This is a genomic window from Intrasporangium chromatireducens Q5-1 (genome assembly GCF_000576575.1).
Taxonomy (GTDB): domain Bacteria; phylum Actinomycetota; class Actinomycetes; order Actinomycetales; family Dermatophilaceae; genus Intrasporangium_A; species Intrasporangium_A chromatireducens.
Window position 1 is genome coordinate 24,541 of record NZ_AWQS01000018.1, and the last position, 13,080, is coordinate 37,620.

Consider the following 13,080-nt stretch of genomic DNA (forward strand, 5'->3'; position numbering starts at 1 on the left):
GATGGTCGTCCCCGCCGGCTGGGGGAGAAGAAAGCTCCTACTGGAGCGCGGGGCGGGCAACCGCCGCTGGCCCCGGAGCCGGTGTGCGGCCGTGGTCAGAGGCGTCGCCGTGGTCGCGGAGGTAGTCCTCGTCGCTCACGCTCGCCCGGATGCCGAGCGGGACGCCGTGGTGGATGCGGGCCCGGAAGCGCGGGTAGCCGAGAGCGAAGTAGACGAGCCCGGAGGTCAGGGTGCCGGCGAGCCAGGAGAGGTCGACGCCGCCCATCGCGGTGGCGACCGGACCCTGGAAGATCGGCAGGCTGCCGTACATGAACATCCAGGTCATGACGAGGCCGGCAACGAAGGCCACCAAGGCGGACACGTTGACGCTCTTGAGCCGCGTGTCACGCGGGTTGAGGAAGAGGTAGCCGAAGTCCTTGTGCCGACGCTCGAAGCCGAAGTAGTGCACGACCATGATCCCGCCCCAGGTGGCGACCCACGCGACGATCGTGCCGAGCCAGTTGTCGAGCAGGGCGGCGAAGTCCTGGGCGAAGAGGAAGAGGATGACGGCTCCCATCGACAGGAAGCCGACGAGGACCGAGAGCTTCTTGCGCGAGATCCGGATGTCCAGGGCCTGGAAGGCGACGCCGAAGGTGTAGAGGTTGATGATGTTCGTCGCGATCGGCCCGTGAATGACCAGGAGGATGACCGGGATCGCCAGGGCACCGAAGCTCTTGACGACCAGCTGGCCGGGGTCGGCCGTGCCACTCATCGTCGCGAGGCTTGCGCCGAGCAGGCCCAACCACACGACGGGCAGGAACTGGCCGAGGACGGAGGCGAGATAGAGCTTGGTCTTCGGCACACTCTTCGAGACGAAGCGGGAGTAGTCCGGCGCGTAGGTGAACCAGCCGATCCCCCAGCCGATGCCGATGACGGTCATGATCCCCGACATCGCGGCGATCCGGGCGCTGCCGTGCAGGACGTGCCCGGCCGGGCCGACGTAGCCCCAGTCGATGGGCAGCTTGGTCCAGGCGATCACGGACATGGCGACGAGCACGAGGAGCGTGGGCGGCATCGTGATGCGCTCGAACTTGGCGATGGCGCTGTAGCCCCGATAGCAGATGGCGACCTGGATGCCCATGATGATTGCCGCGACGCCGACCTTCCAAGGCAGGTTCGACTGGCTGGGATCGATCCAGCCGATCTGCCCGAAGAGGGCCATGACGAGGTCGAGGATGACCCAGGTGTTCACGGCGGACCAGCCGACCGCGACGATGGCCTGGATGGCTGCGGGCAGGTAGGCGCCCCGTCGCCCGAAGGCACCGCGGGCGAGCAGCATGCCGGTGGCGCCGGTCTTCTGGCCGAGGAGGACGAAGAAGCCGAAGCCGATCATGCCGATGACGTTGCCGATGACGAGCACCGTCATCGTGTCCTTGAGGCCGAGCCCGAGGCTGATGCCCAGGGCTCCGAGGATCCAGTTGATCGGGGCGACGTTGGCGCCCGCCCAGATCCAGAACTGGCCGGAGACTTTGGTCGTACGGGCCGACTCGGGGACCGGTTGCAGCACATCTTCGACGGTGTGCGTGACGTCCTCGGAGTGGCTCTCAGTGCGAAGGCTCATGTGGGACTGCTTTCTCGTTGGTTCCCCTGTCAGGAGCGAGTTAGCCGGCTGCCGACAACAGTAAATGTGGCCCCGGTCACCACCTAGACTCATGCTGTCGCCCATGGGCGGCCGAATGGGTGACACTTTTACTACGTGAGGCTGGGGGACCCGTGTCGCTTCTGCTGAGTGAGATCCTGGGCAGCGGCATCCTCGAAGCCGGTGCCCCCAGCGTCGTCGCAGGCCGGGATGTGCTCGCCCGCACCCGGGTCCGGTGGGTCCACTCGAGCGAGGTCCTCGAGATCGCGCCCCTCCTGTCGGGAGGGGAACTGCTGCTCACGGGCGGGGGTGCGCTGCTCGCGCTGAAGCCGTCGGTCCAGGTCGAGTACGTGTGGAGCCTCGCCTCCCGGCGCGTCGCCGCCGTCGCGGTGGAGACGGCCGGGACGGGGCGGCAGCTGCCGGCCGAGATCGTGACGGCCGCCGAGCAGGCAGGGCTGCCGCTCATCGAGCTGCGGCAGGTGGTCCCCTTCGTCGAGGTGGCAGAGGACGTGAACCGTCGCATCGTCTCCGCCCAGGTGCGGGCGCTGCAGGTGGCCGACCAGCTCTCGCAGGCCCTGGCGGAACGGATCGCCAACTGGGGCGCTGCGCTCGACCCGCTCCTGGCGCTCATCGCAGAGAGCCTCGGTGTCCACGTCCGGGTCCTCGACACCCGCGGGGGTATGCTCGGCGCTGCCGGACCTGAACCGGGCGAGGACGATCGCGGCCCGGGCTCGGAGTTGACGGTCGGAGGCATCGGTGTGGCACAGCTCGAGCTGATCGGCGGGCCGGGTGCCGATCTGGAGATGCTCGAGACGGTGCTGGCCAGGGTGCGCAGCATCGTGGCCCTCGCGCTCGCCGGGCAGAGCCGGCCCAGCCTGACCCGGCTCGCGGAGGACGAGCTGCTCCGCCTCATCGGGGCGGGCGGTGGGGGAGAGCGCCTCATCGAGCTGAGCCAGGCCGCGCGGATCGACCCCGAGAGGCCGATCGCCATGGCGGTGGTGCGCCGGCCGCCCGACGGCCAGGTCGACATCGAGCAGCGGACCCGCCGCGCGCTGCCGTCGACGCTGGTCGTCGCCGACGGGGACTGGCTCAACATCCTCGTGCCGCTCCGGGGCGGTGCCACTCACGCCGAGCGCTCCCAGGCACTCGCCGTGCTGCGGGATGCGGTCGCGGGCAGCGGGCTAACTGGTGCGCTCGGGCCCACCGCGCTGACCGTCCGCCAGGCCTCGTTCTCCCTCTCCGAGGCCCGCGCCACCTGGCGGCTCGGCCGATCAGCCAAGTGGCCGGACGCCATCTACGACGCGTCCGACTTCCTCGTCGAGCGGATGGCGGAGCGGTCACTCTCGCGGGGCGTCGTGGAGGCCCTTGTCGAGGAGGTCCTCGGGGAGCTCGTGCGTCTCGACCAGCGACACGGAGGCGAGCTGGTCCGCACCCTCGACGTGTGGATCTCGACCGGCTGCAACGCCACGGAGTCGGCTCAGCTGCTCTTCCTGGAGCGGCAGTCGCTGCACAAGCGGCTGCGTCGCATCTTCGAAGCGCTCGGTGGCGATCCCCGTGGCCGCGGCAAGCTGGCCGCCCTGGCCTTCGCGGTCAAGCTCGTCCGGGGCAACGCCCAGCTGCGCGACGACGTGCGACCCTGACGCGCCCGGTCAGCGCAGGGGTGACTCCGTCGCGCGGGTCAGAGGACCGCCCGGATCGTCGTCTCGAAGTGGGTGACGTGGATCTCGGCGAGCTCGGCGGCACGGTCGGCGTCCCGGTCCACGATCGCCTTGAGCAGGGCCACGTGCTCCCGGATGTGCTGCGACACGGAGGGCAGCCGGTCGAGCACGAGGCACCAGATCCGGGTGGCGAGGTTGTCGAGCCGCACGAGGGTCTCCTCGAGGTGCGGGTTCTCGGCCGCTCGGTAGATGAGGCGGTGCACGTCGATGTCGTACTCCATGAGCGGCCGCTTGTCCTCCGGCTCCTCGCCCATCGAGGCGATCTGCTCCGCCTTGGCCGAGAGCTCGCTTCGCACCTGGGGCCTCGCCATGAGGGCAGCCCGGCGGGCGGCGAGCGGCTCGAGCACCTGGCGCATCTCCGAGATCGCGGCGAGGTCGGTGATGTCGACCTGCGTCGCGAACGTCCCTCTGCGCGGGAACGACACGACGAGGTGGTCGAGCTCGAGCTTCTTGAGGCTCTCGCGGATCGGGGTGCGGCCGATGCCGAGGTCCGAGGCGAGCCTGCCCTCGTTGATGGGCGCGCCGGGCGGGATGTCGAGCATGACGAGGCGGTCTCGCAGCACGTGGTAGGCCTGCTCGGCCAGCGAGCCGTAGGCGAGCGTCGGCGCCGGTGCGGCCATCGGTCCTCATCCTCCCTGTCGTGAAGTCGTCTCCGAAGTCGTCGTGGACAACCCGTTGACGACCCTCGGTGGCAGACATACTATTGCCGACCTGATGATATATCAGTAATCGACAACAGCGACATCAACCTCGACGGAGGACCTCATGTCCCAGGTCACCCTTGCCCAGTCGGTCCTCGACACCGACCTCGGGCACCTCGATCCGGAGATCTCTGACGCGATCACAGCCGAGCTGCGCCGCCAACAGGGCACGCTCGAGATGATCGCCTCGGAGAACTTCGCGCCCACCGCTGTCATGCAGGCGCAGGGCTCGGTGCTGACGAACAAGTACGCCGAGGGCTACCCCGGGCGGCGCTACTACGGCGGATGTGAGCACGTCGACGTCGTCGAGACCCTGGCCATCGAGCGGGTCACGGCGCTCTTCGGGGCCCAGTTCGCCAACGTCCAGCCTCACTCCGGAGCGCAGGCGAACGCCTCGGTCATGCACGCGCTCCTCCGGCCGGGCGACACGATCCTGGGCCTCGACCTCGCACATGGCGGGCACCTGACGCACGGGATGCGGCTCAACTTCTCCGGGCGGCTCTACAACGTGGTCGCCTACGGGGTCCGCGAGGACACCCATGTGGTGGACCTCGCCGAGGTGGAGCGGCTGGCCCGGGAGCACCGGCCCTCGATGATCATCGCCGGCTGGTCGGCCTACCCCCGGCAGCTCGACTTCGCCGAGTTCCGTCGGATCGCCGATGCGGTCGGCGCCTACCTCTTCGTCGACATGGCGCACTTCGCCGGGCTCGTCGCGGCCGGGCTGCACCCCTCGCCTGTGCCTCACGCGCACGTCGTCACGTCGACGACGCACAAGACCCTCGGCGGCCCACGCGGCGGCATCATCCTCACCAACGACGCCGAGATCGCGAAGAAGCTCAACTCCGCCGTCTTCCCGGGCCAGCAGGGCGGTCCCCTGGAGCACGTCATCGCCGGAAAGGCGGTCGCCTTCAAGGTCGCCGCCACCGAGGACTTCCGTGAGCGGCAGCAGCGCACCCTCGACGGGGCCGCCGCGCTGGCCGAGCGCCTCACCGCGCCAGACGTCGCAGCCAAGGGGATCTCCGTCCTGACCGGTGGGACGGACGTGCACCTCGTGCTCGTCGACCTGCGCCACTCCGAGCTGGATGGGCGGCAGGGCGAGGATCTGCTCCACTCGATCGGCATCACCGTCAACCGCAACGCCGTGCCCTTCGACCCCCGTCCCCCGATGGTCTCCTCGGGCCTCCGGATCGGCACCCCGGCACTCGCGACCCGCGGCTTCGACCGTGAGGCCTTCACGGAGGTCGCCGACATCATCGCGACGGCGCTCGCCGGTGACGGCTCGGAGGAGACCCTCGCCCCGCTGCGCGAGCGGGTCCGTGACCTGGCCGCGCGATTCCCCCTCTATCCGAACCTCGACAAGGGGCAGTGACGATGAACCAGCGCGAACTTCCGCAGCACCCCGACTTCCTCTGGGCCAACCCTGAGCCGAAGAGCGGCTACGACGTGATCATCGTCGGGGCCGGTGGGCACGGGCTTGCGACCGCCTACTACCTGGCCAAGCACCACGGCATCACCAACGTCGCCGTCCTCGAGCGCGGGTGGATCGCAGGCGGGAACATGGCCCGCAACACGACGATCATCCGGTCGAACTACCTCTGGGACGAGTCGGCCGCCATCTACGAGCACTCCCTCAAGCTCTGGGAAGGTCTCGAGGACGAGCTCGGCTACGACGTCTTCTTCTCCCAGCGTGGCGTGCTCAACCTCGCGCACACGCTGCAGGACGTCCGCGACTCGGTCCGCCGGGTGGAGGCCAACCGCCTCAACGGGGTCGATGCCGAGTGGGTGGACCCGCAGCAGGTCAAGGAGCTGTGCCCGATCATCAACATCGGGGACGACATCCGCTATCCCGTCATGGGCGGCACCTACCAGCCGCGAGCCGGCATCGCCAAGCACGACTGGGTCGCCTGGGGCTATGCCCGGCGCGCGAGCGAGCTCGGCGTCGACCTCATCCAGAACTGCGAGGTCACCGGCTTCGTCATGGACGGTGGCCGCGTCACCGGGGTCGAGACGAGCCGTGGCCGGATCAACGCCGGCAAGGTGGCCCTCTGCGCGGCCGGTCACACCTCGGTGCTCGCCGACCTCGCCGGCTTCCGGGTGCCGATCCAGTCCCACCCGCTCCAGGCCCTCGTCTCCGAGCTCCACGAGATCATCCACCCGACCGTCGTCATGTCGAACCACGTCCACGTCTACGTCTCCCAAGCGCACAAAGGGGAGCTCGTCATGGGCGCCGGCATCGACTCGTACAACGGCTACGGCCAGCGCGGCTCGTTCCACGTCATCGAGCACCAGATGTCGGCGGCCGTCGAGCTGTTCCCCGCCTTTTCCCGGGCCCACCTGCTCCGCACCTGGGGCGGCATCGTCGACGTGACGATGGACGCCTCGCCCGTCATGGGGCCGACCCCGGTCGACGGCATGTACGTCAACTGCGGCTGGGGCACTGGTGGGTTCAAGGCCGTCCCCGGCGCCGGCTGGGCCTACGCGCACACGATCGCCACCGACCAGCCGCACGAGCTGAACCGGGCCTTCGGCCTGGACCGCTTCGTCAGTGGCGCCCTCATCGACGAGCACGGCGCCGCCGCCGTCGCCCACTGACCACTTCGACCGCACCGCATCGAAAGGACGACCCGATGCTCATCATCGACTGCCCGCACTGCGGGCCCCGCCCCGAGACGGAGTTCGGCTACGGCGGCCAGGCACACGTCGCCTACCCGGAGGACCCGCACGCGCTCACCGACGAGCAATGGGCGCAGTACCTCTTCTACCGCGACAACCCCAAGGGCGACTACGCCGAGCGCTGGGTGCACTCCGCCGGTTGCCGCAAGTGGTTCAACGCGATCCGTGACACGCGCACCTACGAGATCGCCAGGGTCTACGCAGCCGGCGAGCCTCGCCCCGACCTGAGCAAGGGAGCCTGACCATGGGAGCCCACCAGCCCCAGCGCCTCGACGTGGGCGGCGCGATCGACCGTTCCCGGGCCGTCGAGCTCGTCGTCGACGGCGAGACCTTCACCGGATGCGCCGGCGACACCGTGGCCTCCGCCCTGGTCGCCAACGGCCGGCTGCGTGTCGGCGACTCGATCTACCGCCGCCGCCCGCGTGGCATCCTCTCGGCGGGAGTCGAGGAGCCCAACGCGTTCGCTCTCGTCAACGGTGAGCACAACGAGTCCATGGTCCCGCTCACGAGCCTCGAGCTGGTGCCGGGCCTTGACCTGACCCTCCTCGACGGCATCGGTGTCCTCGACCAGAAGGTGGACCCGGCCGAGTACGACAAGATGCACGTCCACGCGGACGTCGCCATCGTCGGCGCTGGGCCGGCTGGTCTGGCCGCCGCACGTGAAGCCGCCGCCACCGGAGCCAGGGTCGTCCTCTTCGAACAGGACTTCCGCCTCGGCGGCAGCCTCCTCGCCGACCCGGCCAGTCTCGTCGAGGGGGTCCCGTCCGAGCTCTGGGTCGAGCGGGTACGGGGCGAGCTCGAGGCCGCCCCGGAGGTCACCATCCTGACCAGAACCACGGCCTTCGGCAGTTACGACAACAACTACCTCATCGCACTCGAGAAGCGCACGGAGCACCTGCACGGAACCGCCCGCGACGGCGTCTCCCGGCAGCGGCTCTGGCACGTGACCGCTCGCCAGGTCGTTCTTGCCACCGGCGCCTTTGAGCGACCGATCGTCTTCGCCGACAACGACGTTCCCGGTGTCATGCTGGCTTCCGCCGTGGCTGCCTACATCGGGCGGTATGCCGCTGTCCCCGGCCGTCGCGCTGTCGTGTTCACGACGAACGACTCGGGCTATGCCACCGCCCATGCGCTGCTGCGATCGGGAGCCGAGGTGCACGTGGTCGACGCGCGCGAGGCGGGCCCGAGCGCGCGCGTGGGGACCGCCGCAGCGGATGCCGGCCTCCGCATCAGCACGGGGTCGGCCGTCGTCGGCATCGACGGCGCCCAGGCGGTCGAGGCGGCCTGGGTCGCCCCGATCGACGACGAGGGTGCCCTGGCCGGCCCGGCCGAGCGGGTCGCGTGCGACGTCGTGGCGGTCTCCGGTGGGTGGAGCCCGAACGTCAGCCTGCACAGCCAGCGCCAGGGAGCCCTCCACTGGGACGACGCCCTTGCCGGCTTCGTCCCCACGGTGCCCGTCCGCAACCAGCACCTGGCCGGCGCCGTCCTCGGCACGTACTGGACCGAGGGCTGCCTGACCGAGGGTCGCGCGGCCGGCCTCGCCGCCGCCGCGGCGTCGGGCTTCGCTGCCGAGCAGTCGGGTCGCACAAGCGGATCCGAGGTGGACACTGTCGCGGAGGAGCGAGTCGCTCGAGCCGGAACCACTCGCCAGCTGTGGGTGGTCGAGGGCCGCGACGGCGGCTACACGACGCACTTCGTGGACCCGCAGCGGGACAACACCGCTGCCGACGTCCTGCGCGCCACCGGGGCGGGCATGCGCTCGGTCGAGCACGTCAAGCGCTACACGTCGATCAGTACGGGCGTCGACCAGGGCAAGATCGGCGCCGTCAACACGATCGGCCTGCTCACCCGAGTCCTGTCCGGTGAGGACACTCGGGCGATCCCGCCCGGCCAACCCGGCCAGGACGGGACTGGCAGCCGGGCAGCGAGCGAGCTCAGCGGCATACCGGCTGCGCCGCCTTCAAAGCCGACGCCGGGAGCGATCGGCAACACGACGTTTCGGGCGCCCTTCACGCCCGTGGCCTTCGCCGCACTCGCGGGCCGCTCACGGGGCGAGCTCTTCGACGTGGCGCGCACGACCTCGATCCACCCCTGGCACGTCGCCCACGAGGCCCTCTTCGAGGACGTCGGGCAGTGGAAGCGCCCGTGGTACTACCCCAGGGCCGGTGAGGACATGGACGCCGCAGTGGCCCGCGAGTGCCGGGCAGCCCGGGAGGGAGTCGCCTTCATGGACGCGACGACGCTCGGCAAGATCGAGATCCGCGGTGCCGACGCGGGGGAGTTCCTGAACCGCATCTACACCAACGCGTTCAAGAAGCTCGGCGTCGGCAAGGCCCGCTACGGCGTCATGTGCAAGCCCGACGGCATGGTCTTCGACGACGGCGTCGTGCTCCGGCTCGAGGAGCACCGCTACTTTGCGACGACGACGACCGGTGGCGCGGCCCGTGTGCTCGAGTGGCTCGAGGAGTGGTCGCAGACCGAGTGGCCGGAGCTCGACGTCGTGTGTACGTCGGTGACGGAGCAGTGGGCCACGATCGCGGTCGTCGGACCGAGGTCGCGGGACGTGATCGCGCGGATGGCGCCGGGCCTCGACGTCTCCAAGGAGGGTTTCGGGTTCATGGAGTTCCGGGAGACGGTGCTCGCCTCGGGCATCGAGGCGCGGATCTGCCGGATCACCTTCTCGGGTGAGCTCGCCTTCGAGATCAACGTCCCGACCTGGTACGGCCTCAAGGTGTGGGAGGACGTAGCCGAGGCAGGCGCGGACTTCGACATCACGCCGTACGGGACCGAGACGATGCACGTCCTCCGCGCCGAGAAGGCCTACCCGATCGTCGGGCAGGACACCGACGGCACCGTGACGCCTCAGGACCTCGGGATGGACTGGATCGTCTCGAAGACGAAGGACTTCATCGGCAACCGGTCCTACTCCCGGTCGTCGCACCAGGGGCCAGGGCGCAAGCAGCTCGTCAGCGTGCTGCCCGTCGACCGGTCGCTCCGGCTGCCCGAGGGTGCCCAGCTCGTCGAGCGGGTTGCGCTCGGCGACTACACGGGGGAGGGGCTGCCCGAGCGGCCCATCCCGATGCTCGGCCACGTCACGTCGAGCTACCACTCCCAGGCGCTCGGCCGCAGTTTCGGCCTTGCGCTCGTCAAGGACGGCCGGGACCGCATCGGCCAGACCCTCATTGCGTCCTTCCTGGGACGCTTCGCCGAGGTCGAGGTGGCCGACGCGGTGCTCTACGACAAGGAAGGGACCAGGCGAGATGACTGACAGCACACTGACGATCGAGGCGCCGGAAGGCGCAGCAGGCTCGGCCGGAGGCGCGGGGGGCACGAATGCCTCCGCGAGCGGCGCCGACGTCGGCCGCGCGGCGGTGCTCGCCCACCGGCGCAGTCCCGCACAGGACCTCGCGGATGAGATGACCCAGGGCTCCGGGCAGGCCGTGTGGCTGCGGGAGCTCCCGTTCCTCACCCAGGTGACCCTGCGCGCCCAGCCCGACGGTCCCTCGTCCGAGGCGCTCGCCGGCGCGCTCGGGGTCGGGCTGCCGACCCGCGTCGGCGAGGTCGCCGGGGCGATCGACGGCATCGGGGTCGCCGTGCTCTGGCTATCACCCGACGAGTTCCTCGCCGTCGCGCCCGACGAGGCACAGACCGGAGTCTCGCCGGAGGCGTGGGCGGGTCGGCTCTCCACCGCGGTCGGTGCCGGGCCCGGTCAGGTCGTCGACGTGTCGGCCAACCGCACGACGCTCGAGCTCTCCGGGCCGCGGGCCCGGTCCGTCCTCGAGAAGAGCTGCGAGATCGACCTGCACCCGCGGGCGTTCCCGGTCGGCACCGCCGTGGTGACCCTCCTCGAGTCGACGGGCGTCATCGTCTGGCGCACCGGGGAGGAGACCTGGCGTGTCATGCCGCGCGCCTCGTTCACGACGCACGTCGTGCGGTGGCTCCTCGATGGGATGCGGGAGTACTGCTGATGGCGCTCAGCGTCCTCGACCTCTTCTCGGTGGGAATCGGCCCGTCCTCGTCCCACACGGTCGGTCCGATGCGGGCAGCCCGGCGGTTCACCGCCGGGCTGGCCGAGTCGGGCCTGCTCGATCGTGTCGCGCGCGTCGAGGCACAGCTCTATGGCTCGCTCGGTGCAACCGGGCACGGCCACGGGTCTGGCCGTGCCGTGGTGCTCGGGTTGGAGGGAGAGGATCCGGAGACCGTCGACCCGAGCGATGCCGTGGATCGGGTCGCGGCGGTCGAGGTCGATCGCAAGATCGCCCTCGCCGGGACCCACCGGATCGACTTCGACCCCGAAACCGACCTCGTAATGCACCGGCGCAAGGCGCTGCCGGCCCATCCGAACGGCATGACGTTCGAGGCCTTCGACGAGGCGGGGCGCTCGCTCCGACTGCGCACCTACTACTCGGTCGGTGGCGGTTTCGTCGTCGACGAGCAGGCGGTCGGCGCCGACCGGGTCGTCACCGACTCGACGCGCCTGCCGCACCCCTTCAGTAGCGGCGCGGACCTGCTCCAGCGCTGCCGTGAGACCGGCCTGTCAATCGCCGGTGTCATGCTGGCCAACGAGGTGTCGTGGCGACCCGAAGCCGAGGTCCGCGAGCGCCTCCTGCACATCTGGCGCGTCATGCAGGAGTGCGTGGAGAGCGGCTGCACCCGCAGCGAGCGGACCCTGCCCGGCGGCCTCAAGGTTCGGCGGCGAGCCCCCGAGCTGCGTGAGCGGCTGCGCGAGCAGGAGGCAGCGGCGCGCCAGCGCGACGGCGGCCCCATGCTCGATCCCCTCTGGGCGATGGAGTGGGTCAATCTCTATGCGCTCGCCGTCAACGAGGAGAACGCCTCCGGCGGCCGGATCGTCACCGCACCGACGAACGGGGCCGCCGGGATCATCCCCGCGGTCCTGCACTTCTACAGCCGCTTCATCGACGGGGCCGACGAGGACGGAGTCGTCGAGTTCCTCCTCACCGCAGCGGCGATCGGCATCCTCTTCAAGCTCGGCGCCTCGATCTCCGGGGCCGAGGTCGGCTGCCAGGGCGAGGTCGGCTCCGCCTGCTCGATGGCCGCCGCCGGGCTCTGCGCGGTGCTCGGCGGCACCCCCGAGCAGGTCGAGAACGCTGCAGAGATCGGCATCGAGCACAATCTCGGCCTGACCTGCGACCCCGTCGGCGGTCTCGTCCAGATCCCGTGCATCGAGCGCAACGCGATCGCCTCCGTCAAGGCGATCAACGCCGCCCGGCTCGCCCGGCAGGGCGACGGCGATCACAAGGTCACCCTCGACCAGGCCATCACAACGATGCGCGAGACCGGAGCGGACATGAAGACCAAGTACAAGGAGACGTCCCGTGGCGGCCTCGCTGTCAACGTCATCGAGTGCTGAGCCGGCCGGGGCAGCACCCACGAGGAGGCGGACATGAGCACGGTCACGACCGACGAGCCTGCGGGCTACGTCCTCACCCTCGACTGCCCGGAGACGCCCGGACTCGTCCACGCGGTCACCGGCTTCCTCCTCGAGCACCACGGGGACATCGTCGAGCTCAAGCAGTTCGACGACGTCCGGGGCGGGCACTTCTTCCTTCGGGTGCACTTCACCGTCGGTGCCGACCACGCGGACCCGGGTGCAGCGGCACTGCAGGACGCGTTCGCGCCCCTGGCCCAGCGGCATACGATGCGCTTCGAGCTGCGGGAGGCCACGGCCCGGCGGCGGGTCCTCGTGATGGTCTCCAAGTTCGCGCACTGCCTGAACGACCTGCTCTTCCGCTCCCGGATCGGCGAGCTGCCCATGGAGATCGCCGCGGTCGTATCCAACCACCCGGACCACCGGGCGCTCGTCGAGTGGCACGGCATCCCCTTCTTCCACGTGCCGGTGACCAGGGAGACGAAGCCGGAGGCGGAGGCGCACCTGCTCGAGCTGGTCGACCGGTTCGAAATCGAGCTCGTCGTGCTCGCCCGCTACATGCAGATCCTCAGCGACGACCTCACCCGCGAGCTGACGGGGCGCGCGATCAACATCCACCACTCGTTCCTGCCCAGCTTCAAGGGTGCGAAGCCCTACCACCAGGCGTGGGAGCGGGGCGTGAAGACGGTCGGTGCGACGGCGCACTACGTCAACAGCGAGCTCGACGAGGGGCCGATCATCTCCCAGCAGGTGAGGGAGGTGGACCACTCCTACAGCCCCGAGGACCTGGTGGCCGCGGGCCGCGACACCGAGTGTCGCGCGTTGTCGAACGCCGTCAAGTGGCACTGCGAGGGTCGCGTGATCCTGCATGGGAACCGGACCGTCGTGCTCCTTTGAGGCCTTGGGCCGCAGGACCTTTCGCCTCTGGTGGTGCCCGCTTCGCCGTCGAAAGGCCAGTTCCCGACGTCCTGGCCCGTCGGG

10 protein-coding genes are annotated in these 13,080 nt (G+C 70.0%); 8 read left to right on the forward strand and 2 right to left on the reverse strand.

The features are described 5' to 3' along the window. Window positions 1-37: 37 nt before the first annotated feature. Window positions 38-1,600: a purine-cytosine permease family protein gene (locus N864_RS04130; RefSeq protein ID WP_081793357.1), complete on the reverse strand. Its 1,563-nt coding sequence runs from the start codon at window positions 1,598-1,600 to the stop codon at window positions 38-40. Window positions 1,601-1,752: 152 nt separating this feature from the next. Between N864_RS04130 and N864_RS04135 the strand changes: the two genes are divergently transcribed. Next, the gene (locus N864_RS04135; RefSeq protein ID WP_051518175.1) at window positions 1,753-3,258 is read left to right on the forward strand and encodes a PucR family transcriptional regulator; all 1,506 of its coding nucleotides are present in this window, start codon (window positions 1,753-1,755) and stop codon (window positions 3,256-3,258) included. A 38-nt stretch (window positions 3,259-3,296) separates the two neighbouring features. Here N864_RS04135 and N864_RS04140 read toward each other — a convergent pair whose 3' ends face one another. Beyond that, window positions 3,297-3,956 carry a GntR family transcriptional regulator gene (locus tag N864_RS04140; protein ID WP_034713812.1) on the reverse strand — a complete coding sequence of 220 codons (660 nt, stop codon included), beginning with the start codon at window positions 3,954-3,956 and terminating at the stop codon, window positions 3,297-3,299. Window positions 3,957-4,101: 145 nt separating this feature from the next. Here N864_RS04140 and glyA point away from each other — a divergent pair, with 145 nt between their 5' ends. Genes glyA through purU form a run of 7 tightly spaced genes read left to right on the forward strand, consistent with a single transcriptional unit; the run spans window position 4,102 to window position 12,996 of the window. Then, window positions 4,102-5,406, forward strand: coding sequence for a serine hydroxymethyltransferase (glyA, locus tag N864_RS04145; protein ID WP_034713814.1), 1,305 nt, complete (start codon window positions 4,102-4,104; stop codon window positions 5,404-5,406). Window positions 5,407-5,408: 2 nt separating this feature from the next. Beyond that, window positions 5,409-6,629: a sarcosine oxidase subunit beta family protein gene (locus N864_RS04150; RefSeq protein ID WP_034713816.1), complete on the forward strand. Its 1,221-nt coding sequence runs from the start codon at window positions 5,409-5,411 to the stop codon at window positions 6,627-6,629. Between the two features lie 35 nt (window positions 6,630-6,664). Next, window positions 6,665-6,952, forward strand: coding sequence for a sarcosine oxidase subunit delta (locus tag N864_RS04155; RefSeq protein WP_034713819.1), 288 nt, complete (start codon window positions 6,665-6,667; stop codon window positions 6,950-6,952). A gap of 2 nt (window positions 6,953-6,954) precedes the next feature. Next, the gene (locus tag N864_RS04160) at window positions 6,955-9,978 is read left to right on the forward strand and encodes an FAD-dependent oxidoreductase (RefSeq protein ID WP_034713822.1); all 3,024 of its coding nucleotides are present in this window, start codon (window positions 6,955-6,957) and stop codon (window positions 9,976-9,978) included. Further along, a complete protein-coding gene (locus tag N864_RS04165) occupies window positions 9,971-10,678 on the forward strand; it encodes a sarcosine oxidase subunit gamma (RefSeq protein ID WP_081793359.1) in 708 nt (235 codons plus the stop codon). Before N864_RS04160 ends, N864_RS04165 begins: the two co-directional genes overlap by 8 nt. Then, complete coding sequence (locus tag N864_RS04170) at window positions 10,678-12,081, forward strand: L-serine ammonia-lyase (RefSeq protein WP_034713824.1); 1,404 nt, start codon at window positions 10,678-10,680, stop codon at window positions 12,079-12,081. The genes N864_RS04165 and N864_RS04170 overlap by 1 nt, the downstream gene beginning before the upstream one ends. Before the next feature lie 33 nt (window positions 12,082-12,114). Then, a complete protein-coding gene (gene purU / locus N864_RS04175) occupies window positions 12,115-12,996 on the forward strand; it encodes a formyltetrahydrofolate deformylase (protein ID WP_034713826.1) in 882 nt (293 codons plus the stop codon). Window positions 12,997-13,080 lie beyond the last annotated feature (84 nt).

Coding starts and splice junctions, on each gene's coding strand:
- N864_RS04130 (WP_081793357.1), bottom strand. CDS start 1,600: ATGAGCCTTCGCACTGAGAGCCACTCCGAGGACGTCACGCACACCGTC.
- N864_RS04140 (WP_034713812.1), bottom strand. CDS start 3,956: ATGGCCGCACCGGCGCCGACGCTCGCCTACGGCTCGCTGGCCGAGCAG.
- glyA (WP_034713814.1), top strand. CDS start 4,102: ATGTCCCAGGTCACCCTTGCCCAGTCGGTCCTCGACACCGACCTCGGG.
- N864_RS04150 (WP_034713816.1), top strand. CDS start 5,409: ATGAACCAGCGCGAACTTCCGCAGCACCCCGACTTCCTCTGGGCCAAC.
- N864_RS04155 (WP_034713819.1), top strand. CDS start 6,665: ATGCTCATCATCGACTGCCCGCACTGCGGGCCCCGCCCCGAGACGGAG.
- N864_RS04160 (WP_034713822.1), top strand. CDS start 6,955: ATGGGAGCCCACCAGCCCCAGCGCCTCGACGTGGGCGGCGCGATCGAC.
- N864_RS04165 (WP_081793359.1), top strand. CDS start 9,971: ATGACTGACAGCACACTGACGATCGAGGCGCCGGAAGGCGCAGCAGGC.
- N864_RS04170 (WP_034713824.1), top strand. CDS start 10,678: ATGGCGCTCAGCGTCCTCGACCTCTTCTCGGTGGGAATCGGCCCGTCC.
- purU (WP_034713826.1), top strand. CDS start 12,115: ATGAGCACGGTCACGACCGACGAGCCTGCGGGCTACGTCCTCACCCTC.